This is a genomic window from Streptomyces sp. WAC 04229, assembly GCF_003947455.1.
Lineage (GTDB): Bacteria > Actinomycetota > Actinomycetes > Streptomycetales > Streptomycetaceae > Streptomyces.
Genome location: NZ_QHJH01000004.1, coordinates 18,171 through 37,428, shown reverse-complemented (window position 1 = coordinate 37,428; position 19,258 = coordinate 18,171). Strand labels below are relative to the sequence as shown.

Sequence of the window (19,258 nt, the reverse complement as noted above, 5' to 3'; positions counted from 1 at the left end):
CGTGGAGACGGTCGCAGCCGTTGAGGACGAGCGTTGGATTCGGGTGGCCGTACCGGGACGCGTGTGGTGTCAGCGGCGAGTGGTCGCCGTCAGGCCGGCGTATCGCCCCGCCTGCTCCAGCAGTCGGGGGACACCCGTTTCGAGCGACGGCCCGAAGGTCTTGTCGTGGGGACGCTCCCCACGCTGCCAGCGGGTGTAGATGGCCTCGCAGAAGATCGCTGCCTTCCACAGTGCGAGGGTCTGGTACCAGGGCAGCGGGGTCAGATCGAGGCCCGTGCGGGACTCGTAGCGCTCTGCCAGTTGGCGCCGGGTGAGGTAGCCGGGCGACCGTGTCACCCGGGTGAGTTCGAGCGGGGTGGCAGGGCTGCCGGCCTCGGAGTAGGTGGCGGTGAGGTAGCCCAGGTCCGCGAGCGGGTCACCGAGCGTGGCCATTTCCCAGTCCAGGATCGCGAGGACCCTGGCCGGCGCCTGGGGTGCGAACATGAGGTTGCCCATGCGGTAGTCGCCGTGCACCACCGATGCCGCCTGGCTCGTCGGGAGGTTACGGCCGAGCCAGTCCCCGATACGCTCCACCGCGGGCAGGCTGCGTGTGGTGTTGACCTCCCACAACCCGTGGAACCTGTCGACCTGGCGCCGGAGATAGCCCTCGGGGAAGCCCAGGGAGGCTAGTTTCGCTCCGGTCACGTCGATGCTGTGCAGGGCGACGAGGGTGTCGACGACCGCCTCGCCGGTGGCCCGGCGCTGTTCGGCGGGGGAGAGGCGGGATGGGATCGTGTCGGTGATGACGATCCCGTCGAGCCGGGACATGAGGTAGAACGGCACCCCCAGCAGCGACGCGTCCTCGCATACCGCGACGATCTCCGGCACCGGCACCCCGGGGCCGTCGAGGATCCTCTGGATGCGGGCCTCGCGCACCATGTCGTGCGTCGATTTGGGCAGCGGCGGGCGCGGTCCACGGCGTAGGACGACGCACTCGTTGCCTCGGTGGAGCAGGTAGGTGATGTTGGAGTGGCCGTCGCCGATGCTCTGCCACGCGAGCGGGCCGCTGCCGATGCCGTGTGCGTCGAGGAAGCCGGCGACCGCGTCGAGGACGAGGAGCGGCGGGCTGTCGAGGTGACGGGAACTCTCCCAGCTCGCGACGACCTCCACGCCTTCGGGGACGGTGTGCATCACGAGCCTCCGTTCCGGCCCACGACAGCGTCGCCCCGGTACCGCTCACCGGCCTGGACCGCTGCGCTGCGGCCGGCCGATGCCCGGCGGGCGATGGCCCACCGGTGGGTCTCGTTGGAGCCGTCGTAGATCCGGAACGGGCGGACCTCGTTGAGGTACTGCGCCAGTGGAAGCCCGTCGGAGACCCCGTCCCCTCCGCAGATCTGGACGGCACGGTCGACCACCCGGAAGACCGCCTCCGAACAGTGCACCTTCGCCACCGACGACATCGCCGAACCCGCCTTCGGGTCACTGTGCAGCAGAGCCGCGGTCTTGGCGATGACCGCGTCGGAGGTCTCGATGTCGATCACCGACTCGGCGATGAGGTGCTGCGCCAGGCCGAGCGAGTCGATCGGGCCGCCGAACAGCTCACGCCGCGCGGCCCGGTCCAGCGCGATGTCGTGCGCCCGCCGCGCCAGCCCCAGCCACCGCATGCAGTGTGTGAGACGTGCGGGTCCGAGCCGTACCTGCGCGTACCGGAATCCCAGTCCCACCTCGCCGAGCACCGCGTCGTCGGCAACGAAGCAGTCTTCCAGGTGGAGGTGCGGGTGACCGCCGTCGATGGAGCGGTCGACGGTGTGGATCGCCTCGCCGACCCGGATTCCGGGGTTCGTCATGTCTACGAGGAACATGGTGGCCCCTTCGGGGGAGCCGTCGACGGCCGGCGTTCGCGCCATCACGATGCAGAACCCGGCACCGACAGCCCCGCTGGTGAACCGCTTGTGGCCGTCGATGATCCAGCCGCCGTCGGTGCGCACGGCTGTGGTCCGCAGCGCCGCCGGGTCGGATCCCGCTCCGGGGTGGGGCTCGGTCATGCCGAAGCAGGACCGGACGTCCCCGGCCGCCAGGGGCGCGAGGTAGTGCTTCTTCTGCTCTTGGGTCGCGATGAGGTTGAGCATGTGCATGTTCCCCTCGTCGGGTGCCATGCAGTTGAGCGCCACGGGACCGATCGGCGAGTAGCCGGCCTCCTGCAGGATCGGTGACCAGTGCTCGATGGGCAGGCCCTGTCCGCCGTACTCCGTCGGCACGAGCGGCGCGAAGACACCGGCCTCCTTCGCCGCGGCCTGCAGCCGGTCACGGGTGGTCTGGTCGAGACGTCCGCCCGGTGCGGGCTCGGCGTCTATGACGACCTCGCGAACGAACCGGTGAGTGCGCTCACGCAGCTCCGCGATCTCCGGCGGAAGGTGAGGGAAAGTCATGGATGTCCTTTGTCGGATGGGCGCGGTCGTCACGCGGTGCCGCCGTCGACCGTGAGGCCGCCGTCGACGGTGAGGATGTGGCCGGTGACCCAGGAGGAGTCCTCCGAGGCCAGGTACGCCACGGTGGAGGCGATGTCGGTAGGCACGCCCGGACACCGCAGGGGGCGGTCGGCGGCCACCTCCTTGCCGACGGCGGTGATGGTGCTGCTCCAGGGAAGAGCACAACGATCAGTCCGTGGAGGGTGGTACCGGTCCGGCGACGTCGATGCGGCGTAGTTCGGCACGCCGGATCTTGCCGCTCTGCGTCTTGGGCAGGTCGGCGAGGAAATGGACCTCGCGGGGACACTTGTAGGCGGCCAGACGATCCCGGGCGAAGGCGATCAGCTCCTCCGCCGCGGCGGTCAGGCCCGCCTTGAGCGAGACGTAGGCGACGACGGTCTCACCGCGGTACGCGTCCGGCTGCCCGACGACCGCGGCCTCCAGCACCGACGGGTGCTCGTACAGAGCGTCCTCGACCTCGCGCGGCCAGACTTTGTAACCGGACACGTTGATCTGGTCCTTGAGCCGGTCCACCAGGTAGACCCAGCCCTCCTCGTCGATGACGGCTACGTCACCGGTACGGAGCCGGCCCTCCGGCATCGTCTGGCGGGTGACTTCGGGCTTTTCCCAGTAGCCGGGCACCACCTGCGGCCCGCTCAACTCCAGTTCGCCCTGTTCCCCGCTCGGCACCGGATTGCCGTGCGGGTCCACGACGCGCGCGGTGAGGTGCGGCAGGGGCTTGCCGATGGAGAGCGTGCCGCTCGGCGGATGCACGGGGGCCCTGTCCCCCGGAGGCACGGCGATGACGGCGGACGTCGTCTCGGTCATCCCGTAGCCGTTGTGGAGGTAGACGCCGAATCGCTCCTGGAACCGCTCGACTGTGGCCGGGGGGATCGGCGCGCCGCCGGAGTACAGGGCCTTCACCGACGCGAAGTGCTCCGGTCCGGCCTGCGGCAGCTCGTAGAGGGCGTTGTACGCGGTGATGGAGCCGATGGTGTAGGTCACCCCGTGCTCGGCGAAGGCGTCCAGGGCTACTGCGGGGTGGAACCGCCCCGTGAGGACGAGCGTGGTGTCGGTGAGCAGGGAGATCGTCGCGTTGACCACCGCGCCCGTGATGTGGAACAGCGGGGCCATGGCGAGCACGACGTCACCGTCGCTCACACCCATCCACGACGCGCACGTCGCCACCACGCTCAGGACGTTGCCGTGGGTGTTCATGGCACCCTTCGGCGGCCCCGTGGTTCCCGAGGTGTACGTCAGGAACGCGACGTCGTCGCGGGTCAGCTCCACGGGTGAAGGGCTGCGGCCCTCGAACTCGCCGATCAGGGCCGCCAGGTCGCCGTCCGGTGCCGGAGCGTGACGCTCCGTCGTCATGAAGACCCGCGGATCGTTCCTCGACTGGTAATCCAATGCCGACGTGCTGACCAGCCATCGGACCGTGCTCCCCGCCAGCGTGCCGAGCGTCTCGTGGACGTCCGAGTCCGCACAGACGACCCCGACCGCCCCGGAGTCGTCGACGATCCGGCGCAGCTCCTGACGCCGGTACATCGGATTGAGCCCCAGTGCCGTGGCCCCCAGCTTCCACAGGGCCAGCAGCACCAGCGCGTACTGCGGAAGGTTCTGCAGGTACACGCCGACCCGATCACCCCGACCGGTTCCGCGGGCCTGGAACGCTGCGGCCAGGGCGTCCGACGCCGCGTCCACCTCCCGCGCGGACAGAGCACCGTCGAAGAATCGGAGCGCTGTGCCGTCCGGGTTCCTCGCCACGCGTGCCTTCCAGGCGGCCACGAGCGAGTCGGGGGCCGCGCCCGTCCCCGTACCGAACCCGCCGGGGAACGTGCCCCGCCACCGGCCCTCGTCCACTGTCATCTGCCGTCCTTCCCACCCGTGTCCATGCGCTTGGCGTGCCGGTCACGTGAGTTCGCGCTTGAGGATCTTTCCGGTGGACGTCATCGGCAGGGTCTGCACGATCTCCACGATGCGCGGGTACTTGTAGCCGGCCATCTGCTCCCTGCCCCAGGCGATCAGCTCCTCGGGACGGGCCTCGGCGCCGCGGTCGAGGATGACGAACGCCTTGATCTCCTCGCCGTGGCTCTCGTGCGGCACGCCGACGACCGCAGCCAGGCTGATCGCGGGGTGCGTCATCAGGACCTCCTCGATCTCACGCGGGTACACGTTGAAGCCGCCGCGGATGATCAGGTCCTTCGCCCGGTCGACGATGTAGTAGAAGCCGTCCTTGTCCCTGCGGGCGAGGTCGCCGGTGCGGAACCAGCCGTCCCTGACTGCTTCGGCGGTGGCCTGGGGGCGGCCGTGGTAACCCTTCATCACGTTGTGGCCCTTGACCGCGATCTCCCCGATGACGCTGCCCGTGCCGTCGTCCTCGACCTCCGACCAGTCCGAGTTGACGAGCTTGAGCTCCACGCCCCAGACCGGCACGCCGATGGAGCCGGGCCGTGGCTCTCGCGCCGGATCGCTGAAGGTCACCACCGGAGAAGTCTCGGAGAGGCCGTAGCCCTCCAGAACCCGGACCCCCAGACGCTCCCCGACCTGCTTGATGATCTCGGCAGGGAGAGAGGCTCCGCCGGAGACGCCTACTCGCAGGTTCTTCGCGATCCTCGCGACGTCGACATCGTCGGTGAGCGCCTGCAACAGGCCCCACCACATGGTGGGAACGCCCGCGAAGAAGGTGATCTCCTCCCGCTGCATCAGAGAGACCGCCTGCCGGGCGTCGAACCGTGGCAACAACACCAGGGTGCTCGCCGTCGAGAAGCCGGCGTTCATCTGCACGGTCGCGCCGAAGGAGTGGAACAGCGGCAGTACGACCAAGTGGGTGTCCAGGGCGGGACGGTTGTCCAACAGCCGGTTGCACGCCAGGGCGTTGAGAACCAGGTTGGCGTGGCTGAGTTCGGCACCCTTCGCCTGTCCTGTCGTACCACTCGTGTAGAGCAGCACAGCCGGGTCGTCCCCCGTGGTCCCCATGCTGTCGAACGTCGTCGCGCTGCCCTGCAGCGCGGCGCCCATGGTCTCGACGCCTTCGATCGGACTGTGCGCCTCGGGATCGGCGGTGACAAGGAAGAAGTGCTCGCAGCCCGCGGTCTCGGTGAACCCGGCGTGTCCCTCCGCACCCATCGGCAGGCCCGCGTCCCCCTCGAAGCAGAAGTACGCTTTCGCCTTCGAGTCGGTCAGGTGGTAGGCGATCTCCCGGCTCTTGAGCAGGATGTTGAGCGGTACGACGACGGCGCCGGCCTTGAGGATCCCGTAGTAGACGATGGGGAACCAGGGCACGTTCGGACAGCTGAGCGCGACCTTGTCGCCGGGCCAGATGCCGCGGTCGACCAGGAGGTTGGCGACCCGGTTGGCGGCGGCCTCGACCTGGGCGTAGGTGAGGCGGGTCGTGCCGAGGACGACGGCGTCCCGGTCCGGGTGTGTGCGGGCGGAGTCCTCGAGCAGGACCGAGAGGTTCAGCATGGTGTCTTCCGGGAAGGTGGGCCGGGCCAGGCCGCGGGGGAACTGAACACGCGGCCTGGCCCGGAGCGGGTGGGGATTGCACGCGGCTGGATGCGGACGTCACAACCGTCGCAGCAGCCGGTCGAGGACCTCGGCCGTCGCCTCGATGTCGGCGGCGGTGTGTGCCGTGCTGATGAAGACCTTGCCGGACGGCATGAACAGGAAGCCTTGACGCAGCATCTCTTCGAGGATCACGGTCCAGAGCCCGCTGGTCCCGTGGAGTCCGGTGGCTCCACCGGCGGGGACGTACTGGAGGAGCGAGCCGACCCGGTTGAAGCAGCCGAAGTCGGCAGATGAACCGAGAGCGCCGCCGACGAGGGCTTCGAACTCGGACGAGGTCCGTTCGAGCAGCTCATACACCGAGGGATCGGCCAGGACGCGCATCGTCGCCGTCACGGCTGCCAGTGCGACCGGGTTGGCGTTGAAGGTTCCGGCGTGCACGACGCCGGCCGTCACCTGATCGACCAGTTCGGCCCGGCCGACGACGGCGCTCTGGGTGAAGCCGCCGGCCATCGCCTTCCCGAAGACGGACAGGTCGGGCAGCACACCGTACTTCTCGGCCGCCCCGCCCCGTGCGATCCTGAACCCGGCGATCACCTCGTCGAAGACGAGGACGACACCGTGCCGGTCGCAGAGGGTTCGCAGCGTCGACAGAAACTGCGGTGAGGGTACTTCGACGCCTGCGTTGCTCATCACCGGGTCGACCAGTACGGCCGCGATGTCGCGCTCGACGGCCTCGCCCAGCAGGCGCTCGGCCAGCTGTACGTCGTTGAAGCGCGCCACGACCAGGTCGTCGAGGACGCTTGCCGACTGTCCCGGTCCACCGGGGGTTGCGGGGCGGTCGCAGTCGTCCTCGGACATCCCGGCGTACACGGTGTCGTGCCAGCCGTGGTAGCTCTTCGCGAACTTGAGGACGCGGCGCCGCCCGGTGGCGGCGCGCGCGAGGCGCAGCGCCACCTGCACCGCCTCGGTCCCCGTGTTGCTCCACAGCAGTCGCTCGCCGTGCGGCACGGCCTCGAGAACCGCTTCCGCCGCGAGGTACTCGAGCGGGTGGCCGGTGCCGACGACCTGCATCTTCGCCGCCACCTGCGTCACGGCGGACACCACGCGCGGGTCGCCGTGACCGAGGACGAGCGGGCCCCAGGCCATCACGTAGTCGACGTACCGGTCGCCGTCCAGGTCCCAGACGTACGCGCCCCGCGCCTCCCGCACGAAGAGCGGATGGGGAGGCATCGCGGCGCGCAGGCCCGACCCCACACCCCCGCCGACGCTGCGGCGGGCTCGCTCGAAAGCCGAGCGTGATGATTCCAGGGCCATGGGATCGCCCCTGCCTTTCAGTACGTGATCACCGAGCGGATGCCGATGCCGCGCTTCATCTGGTCGAACGCCTCGTTGATGTCCTGGAGACCGATCTCGCTCGTCACGAGGGAGTCCAGGTCGATGCGGTTGTTCATGTAGTGGTCGATCAGCATGGGGAAGTCGGAATCCGGCTTGCTGGAGCCGTAGTTCGAGCCGATGAGCGACAGTTCCTGATCGGACATGACGAAGGGGTCGATGGAGATCCTCATGCCGTCCGCCACTTGCCCGGCGACTACCGCCGTGCCGCCTCGGGCCAGGACCTCGTAGGCGGACTCGATGGTGCGGGGCAGTCCGATGGCCTCGATGGCGATCTCCACGCCGCGTCCGTCGGTGAGTTGGTGCACCCTGTCGGCGACATTCTCGCGGGCGCTGTTGATCAGGTCGGTCGCACCGAAGACGCGTGCCTGCTCGAGCTTCTCGTCGGAGATGTCCGCGGCGATGATCCTCCGGGCGCCTGCGAGCCGGGCCCCCTGGATCGCGTTCAGCCCGACGCCTCCGCAGCCGAGGACCAGCACGGTGTCGCTCGGCCGCACGCCGGCCGTGTTGACGGCCGCGCCGACGCCGGTGGTGACGGCGCATCCGACCAATGCCGACTGCGGGAACGGGGCGTCGTCCCGGATCGCGATCGCGGCGGACTCGGGCACGAGGGTGTACTGGCCGAACGTTCCGAGGCCCGCGAAGCTGTAGACGTCGCCCTCGTCCACGGACGTGATCCGGGTCCGGCCGTCGAACGAGAGGTGGTTCGCCGAGTGTTCGCTGACCATGTCACACAGGACGGGCCTGCCGCTGATGCAGTAGCGGCAGCGGCGACATGAAGGCGTCCAGGACAGCACGACGTGGTCGCCCTTGCTCAGGGTCGTGACACCTTCGCCGACGCTTTCGATGATCCCGGCCCCTTCGTGGCCGAGGATCATCGGCGAAGGGACCTCCCAGTCGCCCACGAGCACGTGCAGGTCGCTGTGGCACACTCCGCTCGCCTTGAGCCGCACCAGCACCTCGCCGGGCGGAGGCGTCGAGGGAAGATTCACTCGTTCGATGGTCAGTGGTTCGTTCGGCGTCCTGAAGACAGCGGCGTCGAATTCGATGGTCATGGCGGTCTTCCTTCTGCGCGGTGCGGCGATCACGTCCGGGCGGTGCGGATGAGCTTCTTGTTGGCGAACTCGTCGATTCCGGCCCGCCCCAGTTCGCGGCCAAAACCGGACTGCTTCACCCCGCCGAAAGGCAGTTCCGCGCCTTCGAGGCCGACGCCGTTGACGAAGACCATGCCGGCGTCGATCCTGTCGGCGACGCGCAGCGCCTGCTCGGTGTCCGTCGTGAACACGTAGGAGCCCAGCCCGTACGGGGTTCCGTTCGCCAGCTCGACGGCCTCGTCCTCGGATCCGACGCGGTAGACGGTCGCCACGGGGCCGAAGAACTCCTCGGCGGCCGACGCCGACGTCGGCGAGACGCCCGTCAGAACGCCGGGCGGGAAGTACGCTCCTTCGCGCTGTCGTGCGGAGACGAAGGTCGCCCCGTCGGCGACGGCTCGCTCGACCTGCTCCTCGAGGTACTCGGCGGCGGCGACCGAGGAGAGCGGCGTCAGCCCGTCGGTCAGGGCGAGCACCTTCTCGGTGAACTTGTCGAGGAAGGCGTCGTAGAGGTCCTCGGCGACGATGAAGCGCTTCGCGGCGTTGCACGCCTGCCCGGTGTTCTCGAACCGCGTCTCGACCGCCGCCTGGACCGTGGCGTCGAGGTCGTCGGTCGACAGCACGATGAAGGGATCCGAGCCGCCCAGCTCGAGCACCACCTTCTTGAGGCTGCGCCCGGCCTTCTCGGCGACCTCCGCGCCGGCCCGCTCCGAACCGGTGAAGGAGACGCCCTGCACCCTGGGGTCCGCGATGGCCCGAGCGATCTGCTCGCCGGTGGCGTGGACGTTGACGTAGGCGCCCCGGGGGAAGCCCGCGTCCGTGAACAGATGCTGGAGCGCCTCGGACGACTCCGGACACTGCGACGCGTGCTTGAGCACGATGGTGTTGCCCAGCGCGAGGTTGGGCGCGGCGAACCGGGCCACCTGGTAGTACGGGTAGTTCCAGGGCATGATCCCCAGCAGCACGCCGACCGGCTGGCGACGGACGAGAGCGGTGCCCTCTCCTTCGAGGAGCTCGATCGGTTCGTCGGCGAGGAACTTCTCCGCGTTCTCTGCGTAGTACCTGTAGATCGAGGCGCTGAACTCGACCTCCGCGACGGCCTCGTCCACCGGCTTGCCCATCTCCCGATGGATGATCTCGGCAAGTTGCGCGCCGCGCTCGTCGTGGAGGGCGGCGACGGTGTTCAGCAGCTGGGCGCGCTGTTCCACGGAAGTCCGCCTCGACCACTGCGCGTAGGTTTCCGCCGCCGCGTCGACGGCCCCCGCCACGACCTCGTCCGTCGCGGTCGGGTACTCCTTGACCAGCTTTCCGCTGGCGGGGTCGACCACCGCGTACACGTGCCTCTTCGCCATGCTGACTCCTTCTTCGTTCTCGGGGTTCATGCGAGGGTTCCGGTCGTGCGGACCGGGTTCGCGTCAAGGGCCGCGTTGTGGTCGTGCAGCGCGCGGTAGGCACGGAAGTAGACGAATCCCTGGGTGCCCCACGTCGCCAGTGCGGCGGTGTAGAAGATCGTGCGGTCCGCGTCGTCGAATGGCAGGGGGAAGAAGTCGTAGGTCAACGCGATGGTCGTTCCGGCGGTGGTGACCAGGCCGGTCCAGATCGCGAGCCGTTTTTCGCCCGCCTTCCAGAGCCGGTTGGCGAAGTACCCGAGGAAGACCGCCGTGAGGAGGTTGGCAGCCACGTAGAACACGGCGACCCAGAACGCGATGCCGCCGGTGTGCAGGTCCGCGCCGTGGAACTGCCGGAGGAAGAGACCGGCCACGGTCGCGACTCCGAACACGGCGACGTCGACGCCGAGGCTCGGCTTGTAGCGGTGGGTGACCTTCATCAGGCCCATGATCAGAATGAGCGTGATGCCGATCGATCTGGAGAAGGCGTCGAGGAAGTACGCCACGTCGTACAGGACGCTGTCGCTCTTGGCGCCGAGCAGTGACCAGAGCAGGAAGTTGGTGCCCGACGTCGCGACGACCATCCATTCGAGGCCCAGGAGGTAGTTGCCGTAGCGGCGGATGAACTTCCAGCCGTAGAAGTAACCGGCGAAGATCATCCACAGGTCGGCCAGCAGGAACAGCGTCTCCCTCATCGGGACGCCCCCTCTCGGACGTCGCGGGCCAGGAGGGTGACGATGCTCTCCGCGGTGCGCTGGCCCGTCAGAACCGCGCCGTTCATGGTTCCGGACCATTCCCCGGCGGTCTCGCTGCCGGCCCAGTGGACGCGCCCGTGAGGCTCGGACAGCGCCTTGCCGAAGCTCGTGGTCGCATAGGGGGCGACCGCGGGATTGGGGCCGCCCGGGGCGAAGGGCTCCGCTCCCCAGCGGTGATCCACGTAGTCGATCGGGGCGTGGGCCTGCGGACCGTAGAGGTCGGCGAGCTGCTGGACGACCCGGTCGCGCCGGGTCTCGGGGCCGAAGCCGTCGAAGACGCGCGGATCGCAGAAGGCCATCAGCACGCCCGGTCCGCCGGGGGCGGGGGACACGTCGAAGGTGATGAACACGGTTCCGGTGTCGGTCACCGCCTCACCGGAGAATCCCTCGGCCCGCCAGAACGGCTTCTCGTAGGCCACGAACGCCTTGCTCAGCACGCCCATGCGCCAGGTTCGGGTGAGCCCTTCGCCCCGCTCGGGCAGTGAGGGGTCGAACTCGATGGCGGCGCGGTGCGCCGGCGAGGCCGTGACGATCGCGTACCGGGCATGGATCTCGCCGGAATCGGTGCTGACGGTGACGCCGTCGTCGTCTTGGGTGATGCGTTGCACCGGTGTCTCCAGGCGCACGCGGTCGCCGAGCCGATCCGCCACCCGCTTGGCGATCTCCTGGGTGGTCTCGACGATCCGGTCCTGCTGCTGACCGCCGTCGACGTCCAGCATGTGGTCGAGTCCGCCCGCCGAGCGGATGTAGCGCAGCGCGTGCAGCAAGGAGACGTCGCCCGGGGTGCATCCCCACTGCACCTTGCTGATGACGGTCATCAGCGCGCGGGTGCTGGGGAGCGCGTTCTTCCGGTCGAGCCACTCGCCGAACGAGATGGCGTCGAGCCGGCCGGCCCCGGGCGTCTCCCAGGCGGCGTCGACATCGATGGTCGCGACCAGCTTGTTCACCGCCGTCTGCATACGGGCCATGTCCACCAGGGCCAAGGGGGAGACCTTGGGAATGGTGCCGCTGTAGGTGCGACGCCGCCCCGTCATCCACAGCACGTTGCGGCCCTGGGCGAACTGGTCGGTCGTGGTACACCCCATCCGGCTCGCCAGGTCCCGGACGGCGGTGTGGCGCCGTGCCACCCACGTCGCTCCGAGGTCGACCTTCACGCCCGCCACCTCGCCGGACAGCGAACGCCCTCCGACCCGGTCGCGGCCTTCCACGACCACGACGGACCGTCCCGTGCTCACCAACCGCTCGGCAGCGCTCAGTCCTGCGAAACCGGCACCGACGACCACGACGTCCACCGTGGTGCCCTTGGTGCGGGGCTCACGAGATCCGGACATGGCTTCCTCCTTCACCCACGCGGTTCGCGTGCTGCGAGACGTAGGTCGTGATGGGGTCGACGAGGGCCTCGGGGATGTGGTGACCCATGCCAGGGATGACCACGTGCTGCGCTGAGCGGATCGCCCGGACTGTCGCGGCGCCACCACTCGGGTCGACCAGCGGGTCCCGATCGCCGTTGATGACCAGGGTCGGGGCCGTGATCCTGCTCAGATCGGCCGTCCGGTCTCCGGAACGCTGGATCGCCTGGATCTGACGCGCCGTGCCGGCTGCCGGCTCACCGGCGCTGCGATCCCACCCACGAGCCGCGATGACGGCCTCGGCCGCGTCGTCGATGGGATGGTCCGTTCCCGCGACATGCCGGGTGAGTCGCAGGTGAGCACGGACCGCCGCCGTTCTGTTCCTCGCAGGCGGGGCGGCGAGGAGCCGGATCGTCGACAGAGCCGGCCGGCCCACCTTCTTCGCCCCCGTGGTCGAGTAGAGCGAGGTCAGCGACATCACGCGCTCGGGCGCCGCGGCCGCGATCGTCTGCGCGATCATCCCGCCCATCGACCGCCCCACCAGGTGCACCCGCGAGATCCCGAGATGGTCGAGCACGCCGATGCCGTCCTCGGCCATGTCAGCCAGCGCGTACGCGTCGCCGCGCGGACGCGCCGCGATCTGACGCCACAGCCCGGGAGGGGGAGCGGCGACGAACGTCGACTTACCGACGTCCCGGTTGTCGATCGCGACGACCCGGAAACCCCGGGTGACGAGCGAGCCGACGAACGAGTCGGACCAGAAGGTGAGGTCTTCGCCCAGCCCCGCGATGAGCAGCATCGCGGGGTCGTCCTTGGCGCCGTGTTCCCGGAAGCAGATCGTCATCCCGGACGGCAGAGTCGCGTACCGGTCGGGGCTCGTCTCAGGCATGGGTGGCTCGCCGCCCGTCGGACGACTGCGCGGCGGCCCTCCGACGGGTGCCGAACTCGAGGTTCTCGTCGGCCACCGGGCCGCGGAGCGCCCTGGCGTCCTCGGGGTAGGACATCGCCATCCGCCAGGGCTTCTCGGGGCCCTGCTTGGGCAGGAGCTTCTCGCCGCGCTTGGCGTACCCGGCCTGAAGGTCCATGACGGGCCTGCGATTCGTTCCCGACGGCGCGACCGGAACCACCGTGTCGTACCCGCGGGAGTCCATGTGCCGGACCAGGTCGATGAAGTAGCGACACATCAGGCTCACCTTGAGCGTCCAGGACGAGGTGGTGTAGCCGATCGCCATCGCCCAGTTCGGGATCCCGCTCAGCAGCATGCCGCGGTAACAGAGCGCGTCCGCGATGTCGATCTGGCGCCCGTCCACCACGATGGGCATGCCGTCAAAGAGCCGCAGGTTGAGCCCCGTGGCGGTGATGATGACCTCGGCTTCCAGTTCCTCGCCCGACGCCAGGACGATTCCGCGCTTGCTGAAACGCGCCACGGCATCGGTGACGACGGAGGCCCTTCCTTCCTTGATCGCGTCGAAGAAGTCCCCGTCCGGTGCCACGCACAGCCGTTGGTCCCACGGGTTGTACGGCGGGTTGAAGTGCTTGTCGACGTCGAAGCCCTTGGGAAGGCGCTTGACGTTCTCTCGCCGGATGAACGCCCGCCCGGCCTTGGGGAAGGCCCGTAGGCCCTTGACGACGGCGTGTTCGGTCCAGATGTTCTTGAACCGCGTCATGGCGTACCCGCGCTCTTCTCCGAGCAGCTTCGTGAGCGCCAGGGCGACCCTGTCGACACGGGGGAGCGCCATGACGTAGGTGGGGGTGCGCTGCAGCATCGTCACGTGCCGGGCGGCGCCCGCCCCGGTGGTCATGGCCGGCACCAGCGTGATCGCGGTCGCGCCGCTGCCGATGACGACGACCTTCTTGCTGCCGTAGTCGAGGTCCTCCGGCCAGTGCTGCGGATGGACGATCCGGCCCTCGAAGTCGTCCCGCCCCGGGAACTCCGGTGAGAATCCCTCGTCGTACCGGTAGTAGCCGGTGGCGGCGAAGACCCATCCGGCGTGGATCGTCCTGGTCCGGGTCGCTCCCGTGGCGGGGTCCGACGTCTGGACGGTGAGGGTCCACCGTGAGTCCGCCGTGGACCACTCCGAGCGGACGACCCGGTGGCCGAGCTTGAGGACGCGCTCCAGGCCGTTCTCCTCGACGGTCTCGTGCAGGTAGTCCTTGATGAGGGGAGCGTCGGCGATCGCGGCTTCGTGGCGCCAGGGCTTGAACGCGTATCCGAACGTGTGGAGATCGGAGTCCGAGCGGATGCCGGGATAGCGGAACAGGTCCCAAGTGCCTCCGATGTCGTCGCGCGCTTCCAGCACGGCGAGCGACTTGTCGGGGAGCTCCCGGCTGAAATAGGTGGCCGCGCCGATCCCGGAGATCCCGGCTCCGATGATCACCACGTCGAATTCCTCGACGGCGTCCAACACCTCAGCTGTCATGACGTTTCCTCGCTGTTCCTGTGGCGGTCACCTCACTGTCGCGAGCCGCGACCGCCCCCGAGAACGACAGCGGGCACCTCCTTCGACACGGCTCGGTGCACGATGCACAGGAGGGCCGGCCCGCTGCGCCCATACGGTGTCCGACGTTCGGGCCGAGGCCCCGGTCCAGCCCGCGGCCCGGCCCTTCCGGGAGCCGACCGGCCGGAGACGGCCGTCCAGAGGCCGGTCGTGCCGCAGCCGTTGCGGCAGCAGGACCGGCGTGATAGAGGTTTGCCCCCGGAGTTTAGTGCTACTAAACGTCTCGTCGAGGTCGTGCGCGGAGGTCGAGCCGGCCGTGCTCACGACCTCGTCGCGCGTCGGGCCACACGGATGTGTCGAGCCGAAGGGCAATCGCCCCCGTCACTCCCGCGATCGCGGCCGAGTGGAAACGGCCGACGAACCGGAACCCGTACGAAGCCAAGTCTTCTCGGGCGGGAAGACGCGCCTCCTGCCGCCCTGGCCCAGCCCGCTGTGTGGGAGCCGCACCCGTTCGTTCGCGCAGGCGTACCGCTTCATGCACTCCTTCATCCACCCATGACGAGCCGGTACTGGCCCGTGAGCCGAAAGGTGGTCGCGATGACCGACCTCTCCAAGACAGGTCACGCCGAAGCACCCGGCGGTGAAACAGGGTTGGACAACCCGCTCCACCGTGGGCTGGGCGTGTCGCAGATCGTTTTCATGGTCGTCGCCGCGGCGGCACCGCTCGGGCTGGTGGCCGGCGGGGTGCCGCTCGCCTTCGTCGTGAGCGGCAGCCCGGGGATGCCGCTGTACTTCGCGCTCTCCACCGTGCTGCTGCTGATCTTCGCGGTCGGCTTCACGCTGATGGCCGGACGGGTACGCAACGCGGGCGCCTTCTACGCCTATGTCCAGGCGGGGCTGGGCCGGATACCCGGTCTCTCGGCCGCGACCCTCGCGCTCTTCTCCTACACGCTGCTTCTCGTCGGGGTGAACGCCTATGTCGGCGTCGCGACGAGCAACGTCGTCCAGCGGTACGCCGACGTCGGCTCCCCGTGGTGGGCGTGGGCGCTCGTCTCGCTGGGCGTCATCGCCTTCCTCGGCTACCGCGACATCGAACTGAGCGCCAAGGTGCTCGGTGCCGTGCTGGTGCTGGAATCCATGCTGCTCCTGGTCCTGGACCTCGGCATCGTGGGCCACGGCGGCGCCCACGGCCTGACGGCCGAGCCGGTGTCGCCCCCGATCATGGGCACCGGCTCCCTGGGACTCGGCGTCATGTTCGCCCTCTTCGGGTTCATCGGCTTCGAGGCGACGGCCGTGTTCCGCAACGAGGCGAAGGACCCCGACACCACGGTCCCGCGGGCGACTTACGTCGCGATCCTGGTGATCGGAGCCTTCTACGCGTTCACCGTGTGGGCGATCGTGGTGGGTGCCGGCGTCGACGCCGTGGTCGGAGCCGCGCAGGCCGACCCCGAGGGCCTGGTCCTCACGCTGACGCGGAGCTACGTCGGGTCCGTCTGGGCCGATACCATGCAAGTACTCCTGATCACCAGTCAGTTCGCCTGCGTACTTGCCTTCCACAACGTCGTGACGCGCTACCAGTTCGCGCTGTCCCGGGCCGGCGCGCTTCCGGGGGCACTGGGCGTCGTCCACCCCTTGCACCGTGCGCCGTCGGCGTCCTCGGCCGTCGCATCGGCGGTCGCGTTCGTCACGACGCTTGTCGTCGCCGGGCTCGGCCTCGACCCGATCGGGGACCTCTACGCCTGGTTCTCCGGAGCCGCCACCCTCGGCGTCGTCCTGCTGATGGCTGCCACCAGCCTTGCCGTCATCGGCTTCTTCCGGCGCGCCGACGGGCGGCAGCCGGTGTGGCGGACGGTCGTGGCCCCGGGCGTCGCCTTCCTGGGCCTGGCCTGTGTGGTCTGCATGATGGTCGCCAACTTCCCGCTCCTCGTCGGCACCGTCACGGGCGCCTGGGTGATCGGCGGGCTCGTCGCCCTCTCGGCCGTGGCCGGCGCGGTGCAGGCCCTCGTCCTGCGAGCGCGCCGACCGGCTGCCTACGAGCGACTCTGAGCGACTCGCCGGTCAGCTCATGGGCCGCAGCGGGCGCGGCCGGGCTGTGCACCGTGCATCGTCCCCGGGGGAGGCCGGTGCACGGTGTCGTTCTCACCGCGGCCGTGGCCTGTGACAGTGGGATACGAGGCAAACGCCACCGGCGAAGTCCGGTTTCGCCGAGCACCGTGTCGTGGGTGGGCCGACCGGGGCGCCCAGAGGAGTGACGTTGAAGAATCGAACTGTCGTGGTGGGGCTCGGCGCCACTGGCCGGGCCATCGCTTCTTCCTTGCTACGGCGCGCGGACGTGGAGATCGTGGGAGCGGCGGACCGGGACCCCCGCGTGGCTGGTCAAGACCTCGGAGTGCTCCTCGGTGGCGTCGCGAACGGTGTCGTCGTCGTGAGCGACCCGGCCGAGCTGCCCGCCGCCGACCTCGCGATCGTGGCGACCGTCTCGGATCTGGACAGGGCGGCAGACGTCCTGCTGCCGCTGCTGGAGTGTTCGTACAACGTCCTGAGCATCTGCGAAGAGTTGGCCCATCCATGGCGGAGCCACCCCGATCTGGCCCGACGGCTCGACGACACGGCCAAGGCGCACGGCGTGACCGTCCTGGGCAGCGGGGCGAACCCGGGGGTCCTGATGGACACCCTTCCTCTCCTCCTGACCGTACTGACTCAGCGCGTGGAGAGGGTGCGGATACGCCGACGGACGAACATGTCACGCTACGGCGCGATCCTGTCGAAGTTCGGCCTCGGCTTGACCACGCGCGAGTTCGCGACGGCTCGCGGCCGGGGCGAGGTCGTCGGGCACCACGGCTTCGAGCAGGCCGTGGGGGCGCTCGCGGCGGGGCTCGGATGGGATCTCGACTCGGTGGACGTGGGAGAGGTCGAACCCGCTGTCGTGACGACTTCGCCGCGCGTCGGGGACCACATGCGTATCGAACCGGGGCAGATCGCGGCGGTCACTCACGCCGCCCGGGGCGTGCTCAAGGGCGACGTGGTGATCGATCTGGAGATCACGTTCGGGTTCTTCGAACCGGCCGACGAGGTGGTCGCGGGCGATGACTACCGGATCGTCGGAGAGGAGCAGGTAGTCGACCTCCGCTCCTCCGTGGGCTTCGATTCCTTCCTCAGCACCATCGCGGCGGCGGTCAACGCCTCCACCGCGGTCGTCGAGGCGCGTCCCGGTCTCCTCTCGATGGGGGACCTGCCTGCCCGTTCGGTCGCGGCCAAGGGAGAGCGGCGAGCGGGCCGGGCCTCGCTCGGGGCCACGACTTCTCAGGACTGAGACGCAGAAGACGGAGAACCTCCTGTTCGCCGTCTTCACGCGTCTCGCCGAAGAGCCGCCCGCCACGGTCGATCCGCCGGACGGGAACGGGGGGCTCGGGCGTGCTGCCGAGCACGCCTCGACGCGGAGCACGAAGTGAGGCGGACGCCTCACCTGGAAGGAGATCGGGACGACATGAGGACCGACAGCACGAAGTACACCAGCTTCACCGGCTGGATCGACCCGCCGGACGACGTGCAGCCCGCGCTGGACGGCGATCTCACCTGCGACATCGCCGTCATCGGCGGCGGCATGGGTGGCATGGCGGCTGCGCTGCGCCTCGCGGAGCGCGACCAGGACGTCGTCCTGCTGGAGGCCGAGTTCTGCGGCTACGGCTCGGCCTCGCGCAACGGCGGTCAGATCGCCGGGGCACCGGGTGGCGACCTGCGGATGCTCAGCCTCCAGTCGCCGAAGAAGATGCCGGTCATGGCCAAACTGGCGGAGCACGCGGGCCATTATGTGGAAGACCTCATCAAGACGCACGACATCGACTGCGACTACGTGGCGAACGGCCTGGTGTGGGGTGCGGTCTCACCCCTCATGATGCTCAGGGTGCGGACCCAGGCGGCGATCCTGCGCGCCTTCGGTGGGGGCGGGACCGTCGGCAGCAGGGAGGAACTCGGCCTCCCCGCCGGCTTCGTGGGCGGGATGCGGGAATCCATCGGCGGGATGCTGAACCCGGGCAAGCTCGCTCGTGGTGTGCGTCGCGCACTGCTCGCCTCCTCGGCCAAGGTCTTCGAGCAGTCGCGAGTGAGCGATGTCCGGCGGACCGGCAGCACCGTCGAGATCACGACACCGCACGGCACCGTGCGGGCCAACAAGGTGCTGCTCGCAACCAGCGTCTACGGCGGCGAGTGGGACATCACCCCCAAGAACCTCGCGACGCCGCTGTACGTCATCGAGATCGAGTCGGAACCCATCGCGCCGGAGCGACTCGCCGCGCTGGACTGGACCAGTCGGTCCGGCATCATCACCCAGCACCAGTTGATGACCCACTACCGGCTCACCGAGCGCAACACCATCGTCTGCGGGGTCCGCAAAGCGCAGCGAGGCCAGACGTACCCGCTCCCGGACCGGGTCCCGGACCCCGGTGTCGTGCGGGACATGGGGAAGGATCTGGCCAACCGGTTCCCGTCGCTGTCCGACGTGGCCGTCGAGCGGGCCTGGGGCGGTTGGATCGGCATCAGCCCGGACTGGCTGTCGGTCGCCGGGCAGGTGGGCGACAACGTCTTCTACGCGATGGCCTGCAACGGCCACGGCCTCTGCCAGGTGCCGTACGTGACCCATCAGCTCGCCGACTACATCGTCGACGGAGAGATGCCGGAGGACCTCGCCGGCATCTGGTCGGACGCCTCGAAGTACTCGAAGTCGATGTCATTGCTGATGCAGCCGCTCGTTCTCCGGGCCATCTGGGGGCTCGACCGTTTCAACGACTTCTTCAACGGCAGCAGGACGCTGGCCCGGCGGGCGCTCCGTCGTGGCAGGCGCGGGGGTCACTGAGGGTTCGGGCGACGCCTGCTCCGTGACGGCGCGGTG

15 protein-coding genes are annotated in these 19,258 nt (G+C 69.3%); 3 read left to right on the top strand and 12 right to left on the bottom strand.

The features are described 5' to 3' along the window. Nucleotides 1-69: 69 nt before the first annotated feature. The 12 genes from DMH12_RS01895 to DMH12_RS01840 form a co-directional block, all read right to left on the bottom strand. Nucleotides 70-1,170: a phosphotransferase family protein gene (locus DMH12_RS01895; RefSeq protein ID WP_260473980.1), complete on the bottom strand. Its 1,101-nt coding sequence runs from the start codon at nucleotides 1,168-1,170 to the stop codon at nucleotides 70-72. After that, complete coding sequence (locus tag DMH12_RS01890; RefSeq protein WP_125489754.1) at nucleotides 1,170-2,408, bottom strand: acyl-CoA dehydrogenase family protein; 1,239 nt, start codon at nucleotides 2,406-2,408, stop codon at nucleotides 1,170-1,172. The genes DMH12_RS01895 and DMH12_RS01890 overlap by 1 nt, the downstream gene beginning before the upstream one ends. Before the next feature lie 29 nt (nucleotides 2,409-2,437). Further along, nucleotides 2,438-2,692: an SDR family oxidoreductase gene (locus tag DMH12_RS39560; RefSeq protein WP_260473979.1), complete on the bottom strand. Its 255-nt coding sequence runs from the start codon at nucleotides 2,690-2,692 to the stop codon at nucleotides 2,438-2,440. Next, a complete protein-coding gene (locus tag DMH12_RS01880) occupies nucleotides 2,637-4,316 on the bottom strand; it encodes a class I adenylate-forming enzyme family protein (protein WP_125489753.1) in 1,680 nt (559 codons plus the stop codon). The genes DMH12_RS39560 and DMH12_RS01880 overlap by 56 nt, the downstream gene beginning before the upstream one ends. A gap of 42 nt (nucleotides 4,317-4,358) precedes the next feature. Beyond that, complete coding sequence (locus DMH12_RS01875; protein WP_125489752.1) at nucleotides 4,359-5,915, bottom strand: long-chain fatty acid--CoA ligase; 1,557 nt, start codon at nucleotides 5,913-5,915, stop codon at nucleotides 4,359-4,361. 99 nt (nucleotides 5,916-6,014) lie between these two features. Continuing rightward, nucleotides 6,015-7,271: an aspartate aminotransferase family protein gene (locus DMH12_RS01870; protein ID WP_125489751.1), complete on the bottom strand. Its 1,257-nt coding sequence runs from the start codon at nucleotides 7,269-7,271 to the stop codon at nucleotides 6,015-6,017. A gap of 17 nt (nucleotides 7,272-7,288) precedes the next feature. Further along, nucleotides 7,289-8,404 (bottom strand): Zn-dependent alcohol dehydrogenase, encoded by a 1,116-nt coding sequence (locus tag DMH12_RS01865; RefSeq protein WP_125489750.1) that lies wholly within the window; start codon nucleotides 8,402-8,404, stop codon nucleotides 7,289-7,291. A 29-nt stretch (nucleotides 8,405-8,433) separates the two neighbouring features. Next, nucleotides 8,434-9,792, bottom strand: coding sequence for an NAD-dependent succinate-semialdehyde dehydrogenase (locus tag DMH12_RS01860; RefSeq protein WP_125489749.1), 1,359 nt, complete (start codon nucleotides 9,790-9,792; stop codon nucleotides 8,434-8,436). Nucleotides 9,793-9,818: 26 nt separating this feature from the next. After that, nucleotides 9,819-10,523, bottom strand: a complete 705-nt coding sequence (locus DMH12_RS01855) for a transporter (RefSeq protein ID WP_125489748.1) — start codon at nucleotides 10,521-10,523, stop codon at nucleotides 9,819-9,821. Continuing rightward, nucleotides 10,520-11,914 (bottom strand): flavin monoamine oxidase family protein, encoded by a 1,395-nt coding sequence (locus tag DMH12_RS01850; protein ID WP_125489747.1) that lies wholly within the window; start codon nucleotides 11,912-11,914, stop codon nucleotides 10,520-10,522. The genes DMH12_RS01855 and DMH12_RS01850 overlap by 4 nt, the downstream gene beginning before the upstream one ends. Next, nucleotides 11,898-12,731, bottom strand: coding sequence for an alpha/beta fold hydrolase (locus tag DMH12_RS01845; RefSeq protein ID WP_260473978.1), 834 nt, complete (start codon nucleotides 12,729-12,731; stop codon nucleotides 11,898-11,900). The genes DMH12_RS01850 and DMH12_RS01845 overlap by 17 nt, the downstream gene beginning before the upstream one ends. Before the next feature lie 82 nt (nucleotides 12,732-12,813). Next, complete coding sequence (locus DMH12_RS01840; protein WP_125489745.1) at nucleotides 12,814-14,352, bottom strand: NAD(P)/FAD-dependent oxidoreductase; 1,539 nt, start codon at nucleotides 14,350-14,352, stop codon at nucleotides 12,814-12,816. 699 nt (nucleotides 14,353-15,051) lie between these two features. Between DMH12_RS01840 and DMH12_RS01835 the strand changes: the two genes are divergently transcribed. The 3 genes from DMH12_RS01835 (at nucleotide 15,052) to DMH12_RS01825 (ending at nucleotide 19,222) form a co-directional block, all read left to right on the top strand. Beyond that, on the top strand, nucleotides 15,052-16,416 hold the full coding sequence (locus tag DMH12_RS01835; protein WP_260473977.1) for an APC family permease: 1,365 nt from the start codon (nucleotides 15,052-15,054) through the stop codon (nucleotides 16,414-16,416). Nucleotides 16,417-16,624: 208 nt separating this feature from the next. Continuing rightward, a complete protein-coding gene (locus tag DMH12_RS01830; protein WP_260473976.1) occupies nucleotides 16,625-17,683 on the top strand; it encodes a dihydrodipicolinate reductase in 1,059 nt (352 codons plus the stop codon). A gap of 174 nt (nucleotides 17,684-17,857) precedes the next feature. Further along, entirely contained in the window at nucleotides 17,858-19,222 is a 1,365-nt protein-coding gene (locus DMH12_RS01825) for an FAD-binding oxidoreductase (protein ID WP_125489743.1), read from the top strand. Nucleotides 19,223-19,258: the final 36 nt, after the last annotated feature.